The sequence below is a fragment of the Paraburkholderia sp. BR10937 genome, assembly GCF_040965695.1.
GTDB lineage: Bacteria > Pseudomonadota > Gammaproteobacteria > Burkholderiales > Burkholderiaceae > Paraburkholderia.
In genome coordinates this window covers 24,440-44,093 of record NZ_JBFRCL010000056.1, presented here as the reverse complement: position 1 = coordinate 44,093, position 19,654 = coordinate 24,440, and the positions used below count along the sequence as shown (strand labels likewise).

General features: G+C 64.9%; 18 protein-coding genes. 8 read left to right on the top strand and 10 right to left on the bottom strand.

The genetic code is table 11. The features are described 5' to 3' along the window. Positions 1–49: 49 nt before the first annotated feature. The 3 genes from AB4Y44_RS33385 to AB4Y44_RS33375 form a co-directional block, all read right to left on the bottom strand. Complete coding sequence (locus AB4Y44_RS33385) at positions 50–1,843, bottom strand: N-6 DNA methylase (RefSeq protein WP_368701930.1); 1,794 nt, start codon at positions 1,841–1,843, stop codon at positions 50–52. A gap of 24 nt (positions 1,844–1,867) precedes the next feature. Further along, positions 1,868–2,170, bottom strand: a complete 303-nt coding sequence (locus AB4Y44_RS33380; RefSeq protein ID WP_368701929.1) for a hypothetical protein — start codon at positions 2,168–2,170, stop codon at positions 1,868–1,870. Positions 2,171–2,401: 231 nt separating this feature from the next. Continuing rightward, positions 2,402–2,815: a helix-turn-helix transcriptional regulator gene (locus tag AB4Y44_RS33375; RefSeq protein WP_368701928.1), complete on the bottom strand. Its 414-nt coding sequence runs from the start codon at positions 2,813–2,815 to the stop codon at positions 2,402–2,404. Positions 2,816–3,344: 529 nt separating this feature from the next. Between AB4Y44_RS33375 and AB4Y44_RS33370 the strand changes: the two genes are divergently transcribed. From AB4Y44_RS33370 to AB4Y44_RS33340, 7 genes are all read left to right on the top strand, one after another. Next, complete coding sequence (locus AB4Y44_RS33370) at positions 3,345–4,664, top strand: HlyC/CorC family transporter (RefSeq protein WP_368701927.1); 1,320 nt, start codon at positions 3,345–3,347, stop codon at positions 4,662–4,664. Positions 4,665–4,820: 156 nt separating this feature from the next. Further along, the gene (locus AB4Y44_RS33365; protein WP_368701926.1) at positions 4,821–6,035 is read left to right on the top strand and encodes a GspE/PulE family protein; all 1,215 of its coding nucleotides are present in this window, start codon (positions 4,821–4,823) and stop codon (positions 6,033–6,035) included. Beyond that, complete coding sequence (locus AB4Y44_RS33360; RefSeq protein ID WP_368701925.1) at positions 6,032–7,252, top strand: type II secretion system F family protein; 1,221 nt, start codon at positions 6,032–6,034, stop codon at positions 7,250–7,252. Before AB4Y44_RS33365 ends, AB4Y44_RS33360 begins: the two co-directional genes overlap by 4 nt. 28 nt (positions 7,253–7,280) lie before the next feature. Next, positions 7,281–8,198, top strand: coding sequence for an A24 family peptidase (locus AB4Y44_RS33355; RefSeq protein ID WP_368701924.1), 918 nt, complete (start codon positions 7,281–7,283; stop codon positions 8,196–8,198). A gap of 4 nt (positions 8,199–8,202) precedes the next feature. Beyond that, on the top strand, positions 8,203–8,823 hold the full coding sequence (gene coaE / locus AB4Y44_RS33350) for a dephospho-CoA kinase (RefSeq protein WP_342924456.1): 621 nt from the start codon (positions 8,203–8,205) through the stop codon (positions 8,821–8,823). A 128-nt stretch (positions 8,824–8,951) separates the two neighbouring features. Continuing rightward, positions 8,952–9,707, top strand: a complete 756-nt coding sequence (gene zapD, locus AB4Y44_RS33345) for a cell division protein ZapD (RefSeq protein WP_254356868.1) — start codon at positions 8,952–8,954, stop codon at positions 9,705–9,707. A gap of 49 nt (positions 9,708–9,756) precedes the next feature. Next, on the top strand, positions 9,757–9,951 hold the full coding sequence (locus AB4Y44_RS33340) for a DNA gyrase inhibitor YacG (protein ID WP_028207803.1): 195 nt from the start codon (positions 9,757–9,759) through the stop codon (positions 9,949–9,951). A gap of 90 nt (positions 9,952–10,041) precedes the next feature. Here AB4Y44_RS33340 and mutT read toward each other — a convergent pair whose 3' ends face one another. From mutT to secA, 4 genes are all read right to left on the bottom strand, one after another. Continuing rightward, positions 10,042–10,473 carry an 8-oxo-dGTP diphosphatase MutT gene (gene mutT, locus AB4Y44_RS33335; protein WP_342924455.1) on the bottom strand — a complete coding sequence of 144 codons (432 nt, stop codon included), beginning with the start codon at positions 10,471–10,473 and terminating at the stop codon, positions 10,042–10,044. Next, a complete protein-coding gene (locus tag AB4Y44_RS33330; protein ID WP_368701923.1) occupies positions 10,470–11,342 on the bottom strand; it encodes an ATP-binding protein in 873 nt (290 codons plus the stop codon). The genes mutT and AB4Y44_RS33330 overlap by 4 nt, the downstream gene beginning before the upstream one ends. A 19-nt stretch (positions 11,343–11,361) precedes the next feature. Next, positions 11,362–12,603 (bottom strand): bifunctional glutamate N-acetyltransferase/amino-acid acetyltransferase ArgJ, encoded by a 1,242-nt coding sequence (argJ, locus tag AB4Y44_RS33325; RefSeq protein WP_368701922.1) that lies wholly within the window; start codon positions 12,601–12,603, stop codon positions 11,362–11,364. A gap of 120 nt (positions 12,604–12,723) precedes the next feature. Then, complete coding sequence (gene secA / locus AB4Y44_RS33320; RefSeq protein WP_342924452.1) at positions 12,724–15,528, bottom strand: preprotein translocase subunit SecA; 2,805 nt, start codon at positions 15,526–15,528, stop codon at positions 12,724–12,726. A 342-nt stretch (positions 15,529–15,870) separates the two neighbouring features. On the opposite strand from secA, the gene AB4Y44_RS33315 reads away from it, so the two are divergent. Beyond that, positions 15,871–16,344, top strand: a complete 474-nt coding sequence (locus AB4Y44_RS33315; RefSeq protein ID WP_321930823.1) for a DciA family protein — start codon at positions 15,871–15,873, stop codon at positions 16,342–16,344. Positions 16,345–16,432: 88 nt separating this feature from the next. On the opposite strand, the gene lpxC is transcribed toward AB4Y44_RS33315, so the two are convergent. The 3 genes from lpxC to ftsZ all read right to left on the bottom strand — a co-directional run bounded on the left by lpxC (position 16,433) and on the right by ftsZ (position 19,585). After that, entirely contained in the window at positions 16,433–17,350 is a 918-nt protein-coding gene (lpxC, locus tag AB4Y44_RS33310) for a UDP-3-O-acyl-N-acetylglucosamine deacetylase (RefSeq protein ID WP_133183019.1), read from the bottom strand. Positions 17,351–17,609: 259 nt separating this feature from the next. After that, on the bottom strand, positions 17,610–18,119 hold the full coding sequence (locus tag AB4Y44_RS33305; RefSeq protein WP_028207796.1) for a peroxiredoxin: 510 nt from the start codon (positions 18,117–18,119) through the stop codon (positions 17,610–17,612). A gap of 263 nt (positions 18,120–18,382) precedes the next feature. Beyond that, complete coding sequence (gene ftsZ / locus AB4Y44_RS33300) at positions 18,383–19,585, bottom strand: cell division protein FtsZ (protein ID WP_028207795.1); 1,203 nt, start codon at positions 19,583–19,585, stop codon at positions 18,383–18,385. Positions 19,586–19,654 lie beyond the last annotated feature (69 nt).

The following is a 19,654-nucleotide window of genomic DNA, read 5'->3' as shown; positions in this document are numbered from 1 at the left end:
ATGTCTAGTTATCGGACAAGCTGCGTTATATCACGCGCCTTGCTGCTCATTAATTGCCTTCTTCGTCCAGTTCGATAGTCCAGCGTTGACGGGCGATGGTCGCCATCTCGTCGGACAGTTCAGAAATCCGCTGCTCGATATCACAAAGATGACGATAATCTTCCGCGACCGCGTGCTGCTGCGCCGGGGCTGGCACGGGGACGACCATGGAACTTAGCAGCGTCGACGGGCTGACATGCTGCACGCCAGCGCCGACCTGCAGACTGGCGAGCTGGGCCTGGCCCTCCTGGGAGCGAAGGTACATCAAGAGATATTCGGCCACTAAACCATTGGCTCTCTGTTCCGGCTTCGGCCTCAGGGCAATACAGCTCTGGGACACGACGGTCGCACGGTCCTTTGGCAGTGCGCCGACCAGCCCCACCTTGCCGACGGTGCCTTTAATAGAAATCACGAGGTCCCCTGGCAATAGGCCAGCGACCTCATCACCTTTCTTTCGCACGCTTACCGTCTTCGCGAAGGGGCCGCTCAACGCCCGCCAAGGCCCTAGTTCAGGGATGCCGACTTCGGCAACAAGCGCGCCCGTCATGTCCTTGCTGGGCGATGGCGGCCGGATGGCGGCACACAGGTCCCCCAGGGAAACAACGTTGGCATCGGACCTGGCGAAACGACGCAGGTATCTCGACGGTGCAAAACTGCATTCGTTGACCAGCACTTCTTCGCGCGCCACCTCCGTAGAGCGTTCGCTGGACCGTTGGATACCCAGCGCAATGTCCCGCCCCCCCAGAAGAATGTCTTCCGCGTCGACGCCCGAGCGCTTGCCGCCCCCGAGGTCGACCATCCGGATATGGTCGGCATGACCACCGGGATTGATGACCAACACGGCACCAGCGAGCGAGGTCGAGGAAAACACGCCCGAAGGTAGTGCAATCACCGCCTCCAGCTCATTGCGCTCACCGCCCCTTTGCAGAACGGCTTCGCGTAGCCGCTGTTCCTGGCCCTTCGTGAAAAGCACACCCGGTGGCACAACGATTACGACGCGCCGGCTGGCACGATTCACCAGCTCCTGCACCGCCCACGTTTCACTTCGGGCGAATTGTTCGATGCCCCTGCCGCCGGTCGAATCCCACTGCACGAGGCGACTGCCGCGCATCGGCATCCCGAAGGGAGGCAGTGCGAGTATGTAATCCGCCCGGGTCAGCGGGCGCCCGGCGGCGTCACGCTCATCGCCGGTGCGAATCCTTGGGTGCGAAGGTGTTCCCGTCTCGATGGTCAGCAGAACTTCCAGCAGCGTCGAGGGGACTCCAAGAGGCGAGGCGGTTAAAACCGACCATCCTCGCCGAAAAGCTCCTAGAGTGAACTGACCGCTTAAGTCGAACGGAATCCACAAGGTGCCCGTATCAGGAGGGCCGACGAGGTCAAGCAGCAATTCGCCGAGGACAGGGAGAATGCCCCCATCTGGTTCATAGCTAGGACGTTGAACCACACTGCCCAGGCAGGGGAGCACGTCCCACACTTGGCGGCCCAGTTCTTCATGCAGCTCGGTCACGATGCCCACTGCAGCGACCCGCTGGGCCATCTCTCCCTGACCGAGAACTCCGCTGCTTGAAAAACCGTGGGCGACCGCCTCGCCCGGCAGCCCCGCATCCTCGAGTGCACGCCAGCCCTCCTCAATCGTGAGGTCGTTCAACGATTTGAGCCCCGGCACTGCGCCCAAGGCAAACATGCGTGCCGCCGCGAGCCACGTGAGGGCATACAGTCGCGCACTGCTGAAATGCATGCTGCCTCGCGCGACGTCGAGCAGTCGAAAATAGGCGCGGGGAACTGGCAGTTCTAGTTGGACCATAAATGTTCTGTTCTTTATTCGGGCTCAGCTGTGCCGGTGGCCGATGGTGATGACGGTCTGGTCCTCGGCGCTCAGCACTGCATACACGCCGACCAAGGCATCCACCTGCTGCGTAGAACCCACCGCACGACGAAGCGATGCAATTGACTCCGCCGTCATCAGGTAACGCACCCCGCCACGACCATCGAACTCCTTTTCGCCGAACGCCACCACGAGGGGCAGGCAGACGGCCGAAATGCCACGCTGGCTGGCGCGCTTTGCCGCGTGGCGGGACATCTCTTTCTTCCGAACTGACGACAGGTCATAGTACCGACTACTGGAGGTCATTACAATCTCCCGCATCAAGATGATGACAATCGTAGCATGCTACGTAAAATCAGCAAGCACTATTTTTAACTACTGCTGATGCGGATTCGAGCTGCCTGTCGCCCGGCCCTGTGGTGAAATGGTGAAAAGCGGCTGCCCGTTAGCAGCCTCACCCGGGTGCGCGCATCACGAGCGACTGCACACGCGGATGCTGCCGGGCTCAGGACGCGCCGCTCCTGACGGCAATTGCAGTCAGTGCACGGCTTCTTCGTCGTCCGCACGGCCATTCAGCGCCGCAAGCAGCGCCGCATCCCGGTTCTGTACCCGCGCCCCGAGCGGTGACCGCGCGCCCTGAGCGTTTCGCCCCGATTTTGTGCGTTTCGGGGAACCATCGGTGGGCCGGTGCGGCGCGGCCAGCATGACGGACTCGCCGGGCGGCGGCGCGCCCCGTTGCGCCTCCTCTTTTGATTCATCGGCACCCAGCGCCCCAAGCGCCCGATGAAGCCAGCCATAGAACGCGTCCGGGTGCCAGTACGCGCGCCGGCCCAGGTGGACCGGGGCGGGCATGCGGCCATCGGCTACGTAGTGGTCAATCGTGCGGACGGAGACCGACAGGATTTGGGCAGCGCTTTCTTTCGTGATGGGGGTGAACGGCGTCGTCGACATGGGTGGCTCGTGAGAAACGGAATCCACCGTGTTGCGACCGCTTTTATCCGTCGCGACGCGACCGGCAAACCAAACCGATTCCCCGGGTGACATACCTCTTGCCACCCTTTTTCGTCGACACCTCTTTGCCCTGAACGCGCCAATTTCTGCGCCATTTCTGCGCCACCTGGGCCCCGGTCGAGGCTGCGCATGGTTGCGCGCAGTTGCGCGAATCGGGGCATAACCCGTTGATTAAAAAGGAACCTTCGGATACCCTTTGCTGACCACGTGACCCCGTGGACGGCGTTCGGGACGTAGAGGCCGGAGGTTCGAATCCTCTCACCCCGACCAGAATTCGAGAAAAACCGCGCATGCATTGCGCGGTTTTTTTTTTCGCCTGTATCTCCCGCACTTGCATCCTGTCCGGCAACTCGCGGCGCACCACGCGTCGCGTACCCGGCAACCGCCTTGTCCGTTCGGCCAACCGCCCTGGAACTGCGGTACCCCTCTGTTATAGTTTCCCCATCCGCCCCCCTCATTGTCTCGACGCGTGGACCACCTTCCCTTATGGGCGCAGATTTGCGCCGTCTTCGTCCTGCTCATCTGCTCCAGCTTCTTCTCCATCTCCGAAACGGCGATGATGGCGCTCAATCGCCATCGGCTCAAATACCTCGCCAATCACGGCACGCTCGGCGCAAAGACCACCCAGAAGCTGCTTGCGCGCACCGACCTGCTGCTTTCGGTGATCCTGATCGGCAACAATCTCTTCAACACCATCATCCCGGTCCTCACGACCTCGATCGCGCTCCATACCTTCGGCCGCAATAACCTCGTACTCTCGATTGCAACGGGCATCGTCGCGTTCCTCATCATCGTGTTCGCGGAAATCACACCGAAGATTGTGGGCGCAACGTTTCCGGAAAAAATCGCGCTGCCCGCGAGCCTCCTGATCGCGCCGCTCATGCGTGTGACGAAGCCACTCATCTGGTTCGTCAACATGTTTGCGAACACCATCCTGCGCATCCTGCACATCAATACGCACAAGGCGCATGACCAGCGGCTCTCCACCGAGGAATTGCGCACCATCGTGCTCGAGTCGGGCAGCTTCATGCCGACCAAGCACCGCAGCATCCTGCTCAACCTGTTCGACCTGGAGAACATCACCGTCGACGACGTGATGATTCCGCGCCGGCGCATCGAGGCGCTCGATTACGACGCCCCGCTCGAAGACATCCTCCATCAGCTCGAGACCTGCTATCACAACAAGCTGATCGTCTATCAAGGCGACATCGACCGCGTGCTCGGCGTGCTGCATGTGCGCAAGACGCTGGCCGCGCTGCACAACCAGGAATTCGAGCGCGAGACGCTGCGCGAACTGCTCGCCGAGCCGTACTTCGTGCCCACGGGCACGCCTGGATTCCAGCAACTTCAGTACTTCCAGGAAAGCCGCCATCGCATCGCGCTCGTCGTGAACGAGTACGGTGAGATGGAAGGACTCGTGACACCCGAAGACATCATCGAGGAACTGATCGGCGAATTCACCACGTCGATGCCGCGCAGCGGCACCGGACGCGGCGGCTGGAACGACGAAGGCGAATGCATCGTGCCGGGCAGCATGCCTTTGCGCGAACTCAATCGCTGGCTGCATATCAAGCTGCCCACGGATGGGCCCAAAACGCTCAACGGCCTGATCCTCGAAGTGCTCCAAGAGATTCCCGAAGGCGACGTGTGCCTGCAGATCGGCGACGTGAAGCTCGAAGTGCTGCGCAGCGACGACCAGGCCGTACGCACGGTCAAGCTCTTCAAGCCCGGCGCCAAGCCTCGCCAGGGCACGCTGCAAAAAGCGAAGAAGCTGCTGCCGGGACGTTAGCCGTTCGGCCAGGTGGCGGCGCGGTGCGCCGCACGCCATGATGAAGGCGTCATCCGTTCGAGGCGGCTTCGCGCCGGCATGCCGATGCTTTCTACTCCTTATCGAGCGCACCCCGTCGCCGCCACGGCTGCCGAAGGCGGTGCGGGCAGCGGAGCAATGGCACGCACACCTCCGCTTGTCTCCGCATCGCAACTCGACGACGCACCCGCCGTTCGCCTGCTCTCCGAAACGCTGCGCGAAGCCGCCCGGCGCAACGCCTCCGATCTGCACATCGAGCCGATGGAACACGGCTGGCGCGTGCGTCTGCGCATCGATGGCGTGCTGCACGAAATGGCGCGGCCGCCTGCGCATCTGCGCGATGCGTTCGTCACGTGCATCAAGGTGCTCGCGCGCATGGACATCGCCGAGCGGCGCATTCCGCAGGACGGCCGGCTGCGGCTCGCGCCCTCGGCGGCGTCGCAAGCCGCCGCTGACTATCGCGTGAATTCGCTGCCCACGCTGCACGGCGAAAAGCTCGTGTTGCGCAGGCTCGAAGCGCTCCCCGCCGATCTGTCGCTTGCCGAACTCGGGCTCGATGAAGCGCAACAGCGCACCGTAGCCGATGCGATCGGCGCGCCGCATGGTCTCGTCCTCGTCACGGGCCCCACCGGCAGCGGCAAGACGCTCTCGCTCTACTGCTTCCTGCAAAGGCTCAACGGCACGACGCGCAATCTCTGCTCGGTGGAGGATCCCGCCGAAATCCAGCTCGCGGGCATCAATCAGGTCAACGTGCGCGAGAAGGCCGGGCTCACCTTTGCGGTAGCACTGCGTGCGCTGCTGCGCCAGGACCCGGACGTCATCATGATCGGCGAAATCCGCGACGAAGAAACCGCCAGCGTGGCCGTCAAGGCCGCGCAGACCGGCCATCTCGTCCTCTCGACCGTGCACACGAACGACGCCAGCGCGGCCTGCGCACGGCTCGTCGACATCGGCGTCGAGCCGTACAACCTGGCGGGCTCGCTGCGGCTCGTCACGGCACAACGTCTCGTGCGGCGGCTATGCCCGCAATGCCGCGTGCGCGGCGAAGCTTCGCCGGCGGCACTCGTCGCGGCGGGACTGAACACGTACGACGGGGACATGACGCAGCCTTATATTGCGCGCGGCTGCGAGGCTTGCCACGGCATCGGCTATCGCGGCCGCGTGGGAATTCACGAGGTCTTGCCGATCTCGGAGGCCATACGCGACCTGATCGCCACAGGGCGCAGCGCGCACGAAATCGCTCGCGAAGCACGCAGAAGCGGTGTGGCAACCTTGCGCGATGCGGCGCTCGCACGTGTGCGCGACGGCACCACGAGCCTCGCCGAAGCGCTTGCCGCAACGGAAGCGCCATGAGCGCCGCGCGCGCCCATCGCGGCCCATCCGAGTGGCGCTTCGCGTGGCGCGGTCTCGACGCATCGGGCGCGACGAAGCGTGGCACGCTGATCGCGCTCGACGCAGCGGCTGTGCGCGCCGCACTCAAGCGCGAGCGCATCACCGTGCTCGCCATCGAGCGCAGATCGAACGCAGGCGCGCCCAAAGCAAGCCACGCGGACGTCACGCGCTTTACACGCCAGCTCGCGAGCCTCCTGCGCGCCGGCCTGCCGCTAGCGAACGCGCTCGAGCTGCTCGCGCTCTCGCCCGGGCCGAACGGCATGCCGCGCATTGCCGCCGCGCTCGCGCGCGACATCGCCGGCGGCCTGCGCTTCGCCGACTCGCTCGCGCAACATCCGGCGCGTTTCAACGCGCTGTATTGCCAGCTCGTTGCCGTTGGCGAAGCCTCGGGTGCGCTGGCCGCCGTACTCGCGCGCCTCGCCGACGACCGCGAGCGCGCTGCCGCGCAGCGCGCCAAAGCGCGCGCCGCGCTCACCTACCCCGTCGCGGTGCTGCTGCTCGCGTTTGTCATTACCGCGGCGTTGCTGGTCTGGGTCGTGCCCACGTTCAAGCAGATCTTCGACGGCTTCGGCGCCGCACTGCCCGCGCCCACGCAGTTCGTGCTGACGCTCTCGGCGGGCGCCGCGCGCTGGAGCGTGCCCGCCACCGTAACCGCAGCCACCGTCACGCTCGCCCTGCAAGCGGGCTTGCGCCGCTCGGAAGCCGCGCGCGTCGCGTTCGGACGCACGCTGCTGAAGCTCCCGCTTTGCGGCGCGCTGCTCACCACCCTGTGCGCCGCCCGCTGGAGCCGTGCGCTCGGCACGCTGCTCGCCGCCGGCACGCCGCTCGCCGACGCCTTCGATTCGCTCGCACACGCAAGCGGCAACGCATTCTTCGATCGCGCGAGCGCGGGCATCAGCGAGCGCCTGCGGCACGGCGAGCGGCTCGCCGCAGCCATGCGCGCGGCGGGATGCTTTCCGGCCGACGTGGTTCAGCCCGTCGCGGTCGCGGAAGAATCGGGCGCGCTCGATGCGATGTTGCTCGATGTGGCCTCGCTCGCCGACCGTCAGGTCGACGAAAAGATCGCGCTCGTGTCGAGCCTGTGCGAGCCGCTCGTGATCGTCGTGCTCGGTGCGCTGGTCGGCGGCCTCGTCGTGGCGATGTATCTTCCCATCATTCAACTGGGCAACGTGGTGTAGCATCGCAGCCAGATTCCGGTTCCCTCTCATGCCCGTCCAACTCCTGTCCGCGCCCGATACCGCTACGCCGCTCGCAGCCGCTCTCGCCGGTCTGCCGTTCGGCGTGCTCATGGTCTTCGCCATTGCGTTCGGGCTCGTCATCGGCAGCTTTCTCAACGTCGTCGTGCACCGGCTGCCGATCATGCTGGAGCGCGCGTGGCGCGCCGATGTGGCCGAAGCGACCGGCACGCCCGGTCCGCTCTTCGAAGAAGACGGGCTGCCTGCGCGCTACAACCTCTGGCTCCCACGCAGCGCGTGCCCGCACTGCGGCCATGTCTTGCGCGCCCGGGAAAATATTCCGGTGCTCAGTTGGGTCGCGCTGCGCGGGCGCTGCTCGCACTGTCATGCGCGCGTGAGCGTGCGCTACCCGCTCATCGAGATCGCGGGCGCGGCTTGCGCGGCCGGCGCATTGCTCGCCTTCGGACCCACCGGCAAGGCGCTCGCCGCCTTCGTGCTGTGCGCCACGCTCATCGCCGCCAGCGCCATCGACCTCGAACACCAGATGCTGCACGACGAGATCACGCAGCCGCTGCTGTGGGCCGGGTTGCTGGTCAATTTTGCCGGCACCTTCGTCACGCTGCGCGAAGCGGTGATCGGTGCGGTCGCGGGCTATCTGGCGCTCTGGTGCGTCTACTGGATCTTCAAGCTGTTGCGTGGCGTAGAAGGCATGGGCCACGGCGACTTCAAGCTGCTCGCCGCGCTCGGCGCATGGCTCGGCTGGAGCGCGCTGCCGCAGATCGTCGTGATCGCCGCAGTGGCCGGCGCGCTCGTCGGCATCATCGCTACGTTGACGGGACGCATGCGTTTCGAAGAGCCGCTGCCGTTCGGCCCGTATCTGGCCGCTGGCGCACTCGTCACGTTGTTTGCGGGCACACCGCTGTATGGCGTATTTGCGTGGGGGAACTGATCAAATGTTCGCGGTCGGATTGACGGGTGGCATCGGCAGCGGCAAGTCCACGGTCGCGGATGGCTTTGCCGCGCGCGGCGTGACGATCGTCGACACCGATCTCATCGCGCATCGCATTACCGCACCGCACGGCGTCGCGATGGCGCAGATCGCCGCGAAATTCGGCCCTGAATTCGTCGCACCGGACGGCTCGATGGACCGCGCGCGCATGCGCACGCTCGTGTTCGGCGACGAGTCCGCGCGCAAGCGGCTCGAGGCCATCACGCACCCGCTGATCCGCTCCGAGACCGAACGCGAAACGCGGGAGGCCAGCGGGCCTTATGTCATCGTGGTCGTGCCCTTGCTCGTAGAGTCGGGCACGTGGAAGACGCGTGTCGATCGCGTGCTCACCGTCGATTGCAGCGTGGAAACGCAGATCGCGCGCGTCATGCGCCGCAATGGCTTCACACGTGAGCAAGTGCTCGCCATCATCGCGCGGCAAGCCACGCGCGAGGCACGCCTCGCGGCCGCCGACAACGTGGTGGTGAACGACAACGGCGCGACGCTCGAAACGCTCGATCAGGACGTCGACGCATTGCATCAGACGTATCTCAGGCTCGCTGCCGAAAAGGCCGGCAAAGCGTAAAACGCGCCATCCGCGCGCGATTAGCGGGTCACATCGGCATAGCGCCGGGCCGGCGCGATTGCGACCATAGTCCCACGGCATTAGAATGTCCTGCAATCCGTCACCCACCACGCCCGAGGCGAGCGCGCTTGATTCTTTACGAGTATCCCTTCAACGAGCGAATCCGGACGCTGCTGCGCCTCGAAGACCTGTTCGAGCGCTTCACGTTTTTCCTGACCCAGGAGGATCCGAGGGAACATCACGTCGCGCTCACGACGCTCTTCGAAATCGCCGAAGTCGCAGGCCGCGCCGACCTGAAGTCGGATCTCATGAAGGAACTCGAGCGGCAGCGCCAGACGCTCGCGCCGTTCCGCGGCAATCCCGGCATCGAGCAGAATGCGCTCGAAACCGTGCTGGGCGAAATCGAGCAGACGCTCGCCGGCCTCACGCAGATGCAAGGCAAGACGGGCCAGCATCTGATGGACAACGAGTGGCTCACGAGCATCCGCAGCCGCGCGATCATTCCCGGCGGCACCTGCAAGTTCGATCTGCCGTCGTATTACGCGTGGCAGCAGCTGCACGCCGATCAGCGCCGCCAGGACATCGCGAAATGGGTCACGCCGCTGCTGCCGCTGCGCGACGCCGCTGCCATCGTGCTGCGCCTCGCGCGCGAGTCGGGCCAGGCGTCGAAGGTGATGGCGATGCAGGGCAGCTATCAGCAGATGCTGTCGGGCCGTGCGTATCAGCTCATGCAGGTACGCGTGGCACCGGAATTGCGCATGATTCCTGAGGCGAGCGCCAACAAGTACATGCTGTGGGTGCGCTTCACCGTGCAGGATGGCGATCTGCGTCCGCGGGCCGTCGATCAGGACGTACCTTTCCAGCTCACGCTGTGCAGCCTGTAAAACCGGACGCGCCGCCACGCCAGACTCAACGCAACCAAAGTTCTATCGCATGACCACTGTCGTCAAATGTCCGACCTGCGGCAAGGAAGTCCGCTGGGTGCCGGAAAACCGCTTCCGACCGTTCTGCTCCGAGCGCTGCAAGCAGATGGATCTCGGCGCATGGGCGGCCGAAAAATACCGCATTGGCGGCGCCGACGATGAAACGCCGCCGGAAGACGCGCCGCCCACGGATACGCGCCAGTAAGCGAGCGCCGCGACGCGCTTGCGCCGGACGAAAAAAGGCCGCTGTGCATCACGCACAGCGGCCTTTTGCATCGTCGTGGCCCGCAGGGTGTTACTCCGCGGCGAGCCACTCCAGCACGGGAATCGTCGCGGGCAAGAGCGGCTCGACGCTCGCTGGCAGCGACTGCCAGACGAACGCCTGACCTTCGCGGCCATGCGGCTCGCCGGTCCACTCGGTCACCTTGCAGAAGTAGAGCCGCACATAGGCGTGCGGGTAATCGTGTTCGAGCGTGTGCCACAGGTGGCACGCCTTCACGTCGATGCCCAGCTCCTCGTGCAGCTCGCGCGCGAGCGCCGCTTCGACGGACTCGCCCGCTTCCAGCTTGCCGCCCGGAAACTCCCAGTAGCCCGCATACGGCTTGCCTGCGGGGCGCTGCGCGAGCAGGTAGCGGCCATCGGGCTGCACCAGCACGCCCACCGCGACTTCCGTCACGGGGCGTGTCTTTCCGGAAGCGTCGTTTGCGGTGTTGGCCTCGGCGCTCATGCCTCTTGCGCCTTCTTGCCCGACCAGTCGCGTGCGAATTGCCACGCCACGCGGCCCGAACGCGAGCCGCGCTCCAGCGCCCAGACGAGTGCGTCGCCGCGCGCCGATTCGACTTCGGCGTCGTCGCAACCGAAATGGCGCAGCCAGTGCCCGACGATCGTCAGATAGTCGTCCTGCTTGAACGGATAGAAGCTCACCCAAAGGCCAAAGCGCTCGGACAGCGAGATCTTCTCTTCCACCACTTCGCCCGGATGAATCTCGCCGTCGGGCATGTGCTTGTACGTCTCGTTGTCGCTCATGTACTCGGGCAGCAGATGGCGGCGGTTCGAGGTCGCGTAGATCAGCACGTTGTCCGACTGCGCGGCCACAGAGCCGTCCAGCGCCACCTTCAGCGCCTTGTAGCCCGATTCGCCTTCCTCGAACGAGAGGTCGTCGCAGAACACGATGAAGCGCTCGGGGCGCGTCGAGATGAGATCGACGATATCGCCGAGGTCATGCAGATCGTCCTTGTCGACTTCGATCAGCCGCAGGCCCTGTTGCGCGTACGCGTTCAGGCAGGCCTTGATCAGCGACGACTTGCCGGTGCCGCGCGCGCCGGTCAGCAGCACGTTGTTCGCGGGCTTCTTCTGCACGAACTGGCGCGTGTTGCGGTCGATGAGATCTTTCTGCCGGTCGATGTTCTGCAGGTCGTCGAGCGAGATCTGCGAGATCGCGGCCACCGGCTGCAGGAAGCCGCGCCCCTGGCGCTTGCGCCAGCGAAACGCGACGGCCGCGTTCCAGTCGACATCGGGTGCCGACGGCGGCAGCACGGCCTCGAGGCGGCCGAGCAGCGCTTCGGCGCGGGTCAGAAACTGTTCGAGCTTGTCCATGTGGTGAAGGCGCTTGAAATCAGGAGCGGTAGTCCGCGTTGATGCTCACGTAGTCGTGCGAGAGATCGCAGGTCCAGATCGTGGCCTGCGCGTCGCCGCGGCCGAGCAGCACGCGAATCAGGATCTCGCTCTTCTTCATGACGCGCTGGCCGTCTTCTTCGCGATAGGCCGGGTTGCGACCGCCCGCTTTCGCCACGAGCACTTCGTCGAGATACAGGTCGATCTTGTCGACGTCGAGGTCCGTCACGCCGGCATAGCCGATCGCCGCGAGGATACGGCCAAGGTTGGGGTCCGATGCGTAGAACGCCGTCTTCACGAGCGGCGAATGGCCGATCGCATAGGCGATCTGGCGGCACTCGGCGACGTCCTTGCCGCCTTCCACCTGCACGGTCATGAACTTGGTCGCGCCTTCGCCGTCGCGCACGATCAGCTGCGAGAGTTCCTGGGCGACGGCCGTCACGGCGTCGCGCAGCGCGGCGTAGGCGGGCGTGTCCGTCGAGGTGATCGCGGGCAGGCTCGACTTGCCCGAGGCGATCATGATGAACGAGTCGTTGGTCGAGGTATCGCCGTCGATGGTGACGCAGTTGAACGAGCGGTCGGCCACGTACTTCACGAGTTCGTCGAGCACGGGCTGCGCAACGTTCGCATCGAAAGCGAGGAAGCCGAGCATGGTCGCCATGTTCGGCTTGATCATGCCCGCGCCCTTGCTGATGCCCGTGAACGTGATGGTGTGGCCGTCGACCGTCACCTGGCGCGACACGGCCTTCGGCAGCGTGTCGGTCGTCATGATGGCCTGCGCGGCGTCGTACCAGTTCGCGGCCTTGCGGTTCGCCAGCGCGGCGGGCAGTCCCGCCTTCAAACGGTCGATGGGCAGCGGCTCGAGGATCACGCCGGTCGAGAACGGCAGCACCTGCGAGGACTCGAGGCCGGCAAGACGCGCGAGTTCATCGCAGGTCTCGCGGGCGTGCTTCATGCCCGGCTCGCCGGTGCCCGCGTTCGCGTTGCCGGTGTTCACCACCAGCGCGCGAATGCCCTTGCCGCCCGCGCGCACCTTCGCGAGATGTTCGCGGCACACCGTCACCGGCGCGGCACAGAAGCGGTTCAGCGTGAACACGCCGGCCACGCTCGCACCTTCGTCGACGGAAATCACCAGAACGTCCTTGCGATTGGGCTTGCGGATGTTGGCTTCCGCCCAGCCGAGCGTCACGCCGGCGACCGGATGAAGTTGTGCGGGATCAATCGAGGGGAAATTGACAGCCATGGTGGCGACCTGTCGAAAAGGCAATGCCGGCCAGGGCGCTGGAGCCTGGCCGGCATCGGGATTCAAAACGCAAGGCCCGCCAGGGAAAGCGGGCCACCGGAATCTACGTTCAAGCCTGCGTCACGCGATCTTGCCGTGACACTGCTTGTACTTCTTGCCGCTGCCGCACGGGCACGGATCGTTGCGGCCCACCTTCGGCATCTCGCTGCCCACCGGCGGCGTATGGCTCATGGCCGCGCCCACCATTGCGGCGGCGGCGTCGGCGGCCACCGGTGCGGCAGCCGCGGGAGCCGGCGCCGCGTCGGCTTCGGCGAATTCGGCATGGCGGAACTCGACGTTCTCGACGTGATGGCCCTGCTCTTCCATCTGCTCGGCCGCCTGTTCGAGCTGCTCCGGCGACTGGATCTGCACGTTCATCACGATACGCGTGACTTCGAGCTTCACGGCTTCGAGCATCGCGGCGAACAGTTCGAACGCCTCGCGCTTGTACTCCTGCTTCGGGTTCTTCTGCGCATAACCGCGCAGATGGATGCCCTGACGCAGGTGGTCGAGCGCCGCGAGGTGTTCGCGCCAGCTGCGATCGAGCGTTTGCAGCATGACCGAGCGCTCGAATGCGCTGAACGATTCGCGGCCCACGAGCGCGACCTTCTGCTCGTACGCTTCGTCGGCGGCGGCCAGCACGGCTTCGAGAATTTCATCGGCGTCGATCGACGACGACTCGTTGATCATCTCCTGGATCGCGAGGTCGAGCTGCCACTCGTTGCGCAGCACTTCTTCGAGCTCGGGCACGTCCCATTGCTCTTCGATGCTGCCGTGCGCCACGAACTGGCGCACGATGTCGGTGATCACGCCATGACGCATCGCGCCGATCGTTTCGGTGATGTCATGCGCTTCGAGCAGTTCGTTGCGCTGCTGGTAGATCACCTTGCGCTGATCGTTCGAGACGTCGTCGTATTCGAGCAGTTGCTTGCGGATGTCGAAGTTGCGCGCTTCGACCTTGCGCTGCGCCGATTCGATCGAACGCGTGACGATGCCCGCCTCGATCGCCTCGCCTTCCGGCATCTTCAGGCGATCCATGATCGCGCGCACGCGGTCGCCCGCGAAAATGCGCAGCAGCGGGTCTTCGAGCGAGAGATAGAAACGCGACGAGCCCGGGTCGCCCTGACGGCCCGCACGGCCGCGCAGCTGGTTGTCGATCCGGCGCGACTCGTGACGCTCGGTGCCGATGATGTGCAGACCGCCCGCGGCCTTCACCTGATCGTGCAGCGTTTGCCACTCGTCGTGCAGTTGCTGGATGCGGCGCGCCTTTTCGTCGGCGGGAATCGCTTCGTCGGCTTCGATAAACGCTGCCTGCTTCTCCGCATTGCCTCCCAGCACGATGTCGGTACCGCGGCCCGCCATGTTGGTGGCGATGGTAACGCGCTGCGGACGGCCCGCTTCAGCGACGATCGCGGCCTCACGCGCGTGCTGCTTCGCGTTGAGCACTTCGTGCGGCAGACCGGCCTTCGTGAGCAGGTTCGAAAGCAGCTCCGAGTTTTCAATCGACGTCGTGCCGACCAGCACCGGCTGACCACGCTCGTAGCATTCGCGGATATCGCGGATCACGGCGTCGTAGCGTTCGCTCGCCGTCTTGTAGATCTGATCCTGCTTGTCGATCCGCTTGGGTGTGCGGTTCGTCGGGACCACCACCGTTTCGAGGCCGTAGATCTCGTTGAATTCGTACGCTTCGGTGTCGGCCGTGCCCGTCATGCCCGAGAGCTTCGCGTACATGCGGAAATAGTTCTGGAACGTGATCGAGGCGAGCGTCTGGTTCTCGCTCTGGATCTTCACGTGCTCCTTCGCTTCCACGGCCTGGTGCAGGCCGTCCGACCAGCGGCGGCCGGCCATCAGACGGCCGGTGAATTCGTCGACGATGATGACTTCGCCGTTCTGCACCACGTAGTGCTGGTCCTTGTGGAACAGCGTGTGGGCGCGCAGTGCGGCGTACACGTGGTGCATCAGCGTGATGTTCTGCGGCGCGTAGAGGCTTTCGCCCTGGCCGATCAGGCCCCACTCGGAGAGCATGCGCTCGGCCTTCTCGTGGCCCGACTCGGTGAGGAACACCTGGCGCGCCTTTTCGTCGAGCGTGTAGTCGCCCGGCTTTTCCACGCCCGTGCCGTCGGCCTTCTCTTCGCCGATCTGCTGCTCGAGCAGCGGCGGCAGTGCGTTCATGCGCACGTAGAGTTCGGTGTGGTCTTCGGCCTGGCCCGAGATGATGAGCGGCGTACGCGCTTCGTCGATCAGGATCGAGTCCACCTCGTCGACCACGGCGAAGTTCAGCGCACGCTGCACGCGCGCCTCGGTCTCGTAGACCATGTTGTCGCGCAGGTAGTCGAAGCCGAACTCGTTGTTCGTACCGTAGGTGATGTCCGCGGCGTACGCTTCCTGCTTCGTCGCGTGGTCCATCTGCGACAGGTTGATGCCGACGGACAGACCGAGGAAATTGTAGAGGCGCGCCATCCATTCGGCGTCGCGCTGCGCGAGGTAGTCGTTCACCGTCACGACGTGGACGCCGCGGCCCGACAGCGCATTCAGGTAGACGGGCAGCGTGGCGACGAGCGTCTTGCCTTCGCCGGTGCGCATTTCAGCGATCTTGCCGTAATGCAGCACCATGCCGCCGATCAGCTGCACGTCGAAGTGGCGCATCTTCAGCACACGCTTGCTCGCCTCGCGGCAAACGGCGAACGCCTCGGGCAGCAGTTCGTCGAGCGACGTGCCTTTGGCCACGCGCTCGCGGAACTCGGCCGTCTTCGCGCGCAGCTGCTCGTCGGTGTACTGCTCGATCTTCGGTTCGAGCGCGTTGATCGCCGCGACCGTCTTCTGATATTGCTTGATCAGGCGCTGATTGCGGCTGCCAAAGATTTTCTGTAAGAAACCGGTGGTCATCGGATCGGTGTCTGCGTCGCGGCTTCGGCCGTGATTCCTGAGGGCGGGTTCAGCGGGTTGTGCATGTGTGCACTACGCATCCGGACCGGAGGGACCTCGGCGGCTTTAGCCCAAAAATGGTGGATTCGAATCGGGCATTTTAGCACGCGCCCTCTCACCCGCCTGTGTCAGCGCGAAGTCGGCTCTGGCGCGCGGTGCCCGCACGGACGGCCTTCCCGCCGTGCGGCGAAGGGCCGCGATGCGGCCCTGGCCGAATGGCCCGAAGGCGCTTGGATGAGCGGTGCGCAGGCTACAATGACGGCATCAGAGTCCCGCCCGCGCGCTCGCCCATCCTTACGCCACATGAGCCGTTTCTCGCCGTTTTCAAGGTCCAGGGGACCACGCGCCCCCCAGCCGCTCGCTGAAGTGCTGAGCCGCACGGACGCGTTCGCGCCGCTGCGCGCCGGCGTCGAGCAGATCGCGGCGATCCAGCGCGACTTGAACGCGCTGCTGCCCGACTATCTCGCGGCGAGCGTCGAGCCCGGCTTCATCAAGGACGGCACGCTGGCCCTTTTCACCGCGCACAATGCGCTCGCCGCGCGGTTGCGGCATCTGGAGCCGCGGCTCGTGGCCGACCTGCAGGCGCGCGGCTGGGCGTTGAACAGTGTGCGCATCCGCGTGCGTCCGCAGGCCGTGAAAGATCCCGCGCCGCCCAAGCAGGCGCGCATGACGCCGGTTGGCGCGGCAGCGCTTCAGGCGCTGAGCGAATCGCTCGAGGCTTCGCCGCTGCAGGCAGCCCTCGCGAAGATGGCGGCGCGCCACATGAAAAAGCGCTGATCCCGAGCGCCCAAGTCTCACGAAACGGCGCAGAAAGAAAAAGGGCAGCATATGGCTGCCCTTTTTACTGCCAGATCGCGCGCGAAACTCAGGCGAATGCGGTCTGTGCCTCATAGCCGAAGCCGCGCGGCGCCTTCTGCGGATCGTCGAACGTGACGATCTCGTAGGCGTCCTCGTTCGCGAGCAGCTCGCGCAGCAGCGCGTTGTTCAGGCCGTGGCCCGACTTGTACGCGTCGTACGCCGCCAGCAGCGGATGGCCGACCACATACAGGTCGCCGATCGCGTCGAGCATCTTGTGCTTCACGAACTCGTCGTCGTAGCGCAGGCCGTCGTTGTTCAGAATGCGGTACTCGTCCAGCACGATGGCGTTGTCCATGCTGCCGCCGCGTGCGAGGCCCAACTCGCGCATCATCTCGACTTCATGCGCGAAGCCGAACGTGCGGGCGCGCGCGATTTCACGCACGTACGAGGTATTCGCGAAGTCCACTTCGAGCGCCTGGCCCGTCTTGTCGACGGCCGGGTGGCGGAAGTCGATCGTGAACTTGAGCTTGAAGCCGAAGTAAGGGTCGAGGCGTGCGAACTTGTCGCCGTCGCGGATCTCCACGGGCTTCTTGACCTTGATGAACTTCTTCGGAGCGTTCTGCTCCTCGATACCCGCCGACTGGATCAGGAACACGAACGAAGCCGCGCTGCCGTCCATGATCGGAATTTCCTCGGCGGTCACATCCACGTAGAGGTTGTCGATGCCAAGGCCTGCGCAGGCGGACATGAGGTGCTCGATCGTCGAGACACGTGCGCCGTCCTTCTGCAGCACCGAAGCGAGGCGGGTGTCGCCAATCGCCATCGCCGATGCGGGGATGTCCACCGGCGTCGGCAAATCCACGCGCGAAAACACGATGCCCGTGTTCGGCGCCGCCGGACGGAGCGTCAGGTCGACCTTGCGCCCCGAATGCAGGCCGATGCCGACTGTCTTCACGATTGATTTGATGGTTCGCTGCTTCAACATGGTCTTCTTACTCATTGAAAATCCCAATCGGGACTTTTTAATTCATAGCACGAATTATACTCCAGTTGCGCCGAGTCCGTCGTTTTCACCGGCGTGACAAACTGTTTCCCCGTGTTACCCAATGGGGATGGAGCGCGGGCCGATGCCCGGAACGGAGGCGTTCCCGGGGTAATCGGCCCGCTGGGCTCACGTAATGGCCTGTCACATTTGCGCCGCAGGTGCACGTTGCTTCAGGGCAACGCCGCGCCCGCGAACGCGCTCATGCGCGGGTCAACGTGGCAAGTATGCTCGCAGCATCGCTCACTTCGAACTTGCCGGGTGCTTCGACGTGCAGCGTCTTGACCACGCCGTCGTCGACCACCATCGCATAGCGCTGGGAGCGGATTCCCATGCCACGCGCCGACAAATCCTGCTCCAGTCCGAGTGCACGAGTCAACGCTGCACTGCCGTCGGCCATCATGCGTACCTTGCCCGAGGTACGCTGATCGCGTCCCCACGCGCCCATGACGAACGCGTCGTTGACGGACACGCACCAGACCTCGTCGACACCGGCCGCGCGCAGCGCGTCGAAGTGTTCAACGTAACCCGGCACGTGCTTCGCGGAGCACGTTGGCGTGAATGCGCCCGGCAATCCGAAGATCACCACGCGCTTGCCCGCGGCTTCCTTTTGCACGTCGAAGCTGTTCGGCCCCAGCGTGCAACCCTCGCGCGCGTCTTCGACGAACTCGAAGAGGGTCGCTTCGGGCAGCGTTTCACCCTGTTTGATCATGACTCGTCCTTCGCAACGATGCGCAAGCGTGTCGCGCTGGCGTCGTGCAATGTTGGGCAACGATGTACTCCAAGGTTACACAGGAACGCCTGGCGACACCGCGCCTGTCGCCCACGCTCAACGCGTGGCGGGCAACCGTCCCTGCCGCGCATCCTCGCGGATGCGGCCTTGCTGGCCTTGCTCGCCTTCATTGCTACGCAGCGCGCTGTCTGTCTGCGGGCGAGGGCAACGCGTGCCCTGCCGCAGTCAGATCGGCTCGCGTGTCAGTCCGCCTGCTTGCGCAGGAACGCCGGGATATCGTACGTGTCGACGCCCTTTTCCTGCAGCGCCTGCACGTGCGAAGCCGCGGTGTCGCGCGACGTGCGCCACACTGCCGGCGTGTCGAGCGCGCCGTAGTCGGCCGTGTTGCCGTGGCCGCTGTGCTGCGGTGCGTACGAACCCGCCGGAGCCGGGATCGGCTGGTTGTCCGTGCCCGTGCGCAGCAGTTGCATCGGCGCGGCTTGCTGCTTCTTCGCAGCACGGCCGAGGCCCGTTGCCACCACCGTCACGCGCAGCGCGTCGCCCATCGCGTCGTCGTACACCGCACCGAAGATCACCGTCGCGTCTTCTGCAGCATAGCTCTTGATGGTGTTCATCACTTCGCGCGTTTCGGACAAACGCAGCGAACGGCTCGACGTGATGTTGACCAGCACGCCGCGCGCACCCGACAGATCGACGCCTTCGAGCAGCGGGCTCGCCACGGCCTGTTCCGCCGCGAGGCGCGCGCGATCGACGCCGGCAACCGTCGCCGTGCCCATCATCGCCTTGCCCTGCTCGCCCATCACCGTCTTCACGTCTTCGAAGTCGACGTTCACGAGACCGTCGACGTTGATGATTTCGGCGATGCCTGCAACCGCGTTGTTCAGAACGTCGTCCGCGCACTGGAAGCACTTGTCCATCTCGGCGTCATCGCCCATCACGTCGAACAGCTTGTCGTTCAGGACGACGATCAGCGAGTCGACGTGATCCTCCAGTTGCTGCGAGCCGGCTTCGGCCACGCGCATACGCTTGCCGCCTTCGAACTCGAACGGCTTGCTCACCACGCCAACGGTGAGAATGCCCATCTCCTTGGCGATCTGCGCGACGACCGGGGCTGCGCCCGTGCCGGTGCCGCCGCCCATGCCGGCGGTGATGAACACCATGTGCGCGCCGCGCAGTGCGTCGGCGATGCGCTCACGGGCTTCTTCTGCTGCCGCGCGGCCCATCTCCGGCTTCGCACCGGCGCCAAGGCCCGTGTTGCCGAGCTGAATCACGGCCGATGCACGCGAGCGCGAGAGCGCCTGTGCGTCCGTGTTCATCACGATGAAGTCGACGCCTTGCACGCCGCGGTTGATCATGTGCTGCACGGCATTGCCGCCCGCACCACCAACGCCTACCACCTTGATGATGGTGCCGTTGGTTTCGGTTTCCAGCATCTGGAATTCCATGTTGCCTCCGTCAAGAAAAAGATTCCGCTCCTCGGCCGTTATCCAGTGGAAGATCGGGCAACCTTCCAC

Excerpts from the sequence above, each read along its gene's own strand:
- AB4Y44_RS33385 (WP_368701930.1), bottom strand. The coding sequence starts at position 1,843 with ATGGTCCAACTAGAACTGCCAGTTCCCCGCGCCTATTTTCGACTGCTC.
- AB4Y44_RS33380 (WP_368701929.1), bottom strand. The coding sequence starts at position 2,170 with ATGACCTCCAGTAGTCGGTACTATGACCTGTCGTCAGTTCGGAAGAAA.
- AB4Y44_RS33375 (WP_368701928.1), bottom strand. The coding sequence starts at position 2,815 with ATGTCGACGACGCCGTTCACCCCCATCACGAAAGAAAGCGCTGCCCAA.
- AB4Y44_RS33365 (WP_368701926.1), top strand. The coding sequence starts at position 4,821 with ATGGCACGCACACCTCCGCTTGTCTCCGCATCGCAACTCGACGACGCA.
- AB4Y44_RS33360 (WP_368701925.1), top strand. The coding sequence starts at position 6,032 with ATGAGCGCCGCGCGCGCCCATCGCGGCCCATCCGAGTGGCGCTTCGCG.
- AB4Y44_RS33355 (WP_368701924.1), top strand. The coding sequence starts at position 7,281 with ATGCCCGTCCAACTCCTGTCCGCGCCCGATACCGCTACGCCGCTCGCA.
- coaE (WP_342924456.1), top strand. The coding sequence starts at position 8,203 with ATGTTCGCGGTCGGATTGACGGGTGGCATCGGCAGCGGCAAGTCCACG.
- AB4Y44_RS33340 (WP_028207803.1), top strand. The coding sequence starts at position 9,757 with ATGACCACTGTCGTCAAATGTCCGACCTGCGGCAAGGAAGTCCGCTGG.
- mutT (WP_342924455.1), bottom strand. The coding sequence starts at position 10,473 with ATGAGCGCCGAGGCCAACACCGCAAACGACGCTTCCGGAAAGACACGC.
- AB4Y44_RS33330 (WP_368701923.1), bottom strand. The coding sequence starts at position 11,342 with ATGGACAAGCTCGAACAGTTTCTGACCCGCGCCGAAGCGCTGCTCGGC.
- argJ (WP_368701922.1), bottom strand. The coding sequence starts at position 12,603 with ATGGCTGTCAATTTCCCCTCGATTGATCCCGCACAACTTCATCCGGTC.
- secA (WP_342924452.1), bottom strand. The coding sequence starts at position 15,528 with ATGACCACCGGTTTCTTACAGAAAATCTTTGGCAGCCGCAATCAGCGC.
- AB4Y44_RS33315 (WP_321930823.1), top strand. The coding sequence starts at position 15,871 with ATGAGCCGTTTCTCGCCGTTTTCAAGGTCCAGGGGACCACGCGCCCCC.
- lpxC (WP_133183019.1), bottom strand. The coding sequence starts at position 17,350 with ATGTTGAAGCAGCGAACCATCAAATCAATCGTGAAGACAGTCGGCATC.
- AB4Y44_RS33305 (WP_028207796.1), bottom strand. The coding sequence starts at position 18,119 with ATGATCAAACAGGGTGAAACGCTGCCCGAAGCGACCCTCTTCGAGTTC.
- ftsZ (WP_028207795.1), bottom strand. The coding sequence starts at position 19,585 with ATGGAATTCCAGATGCTGGAAACCGAAACCAACGGCACCATCATCAAG.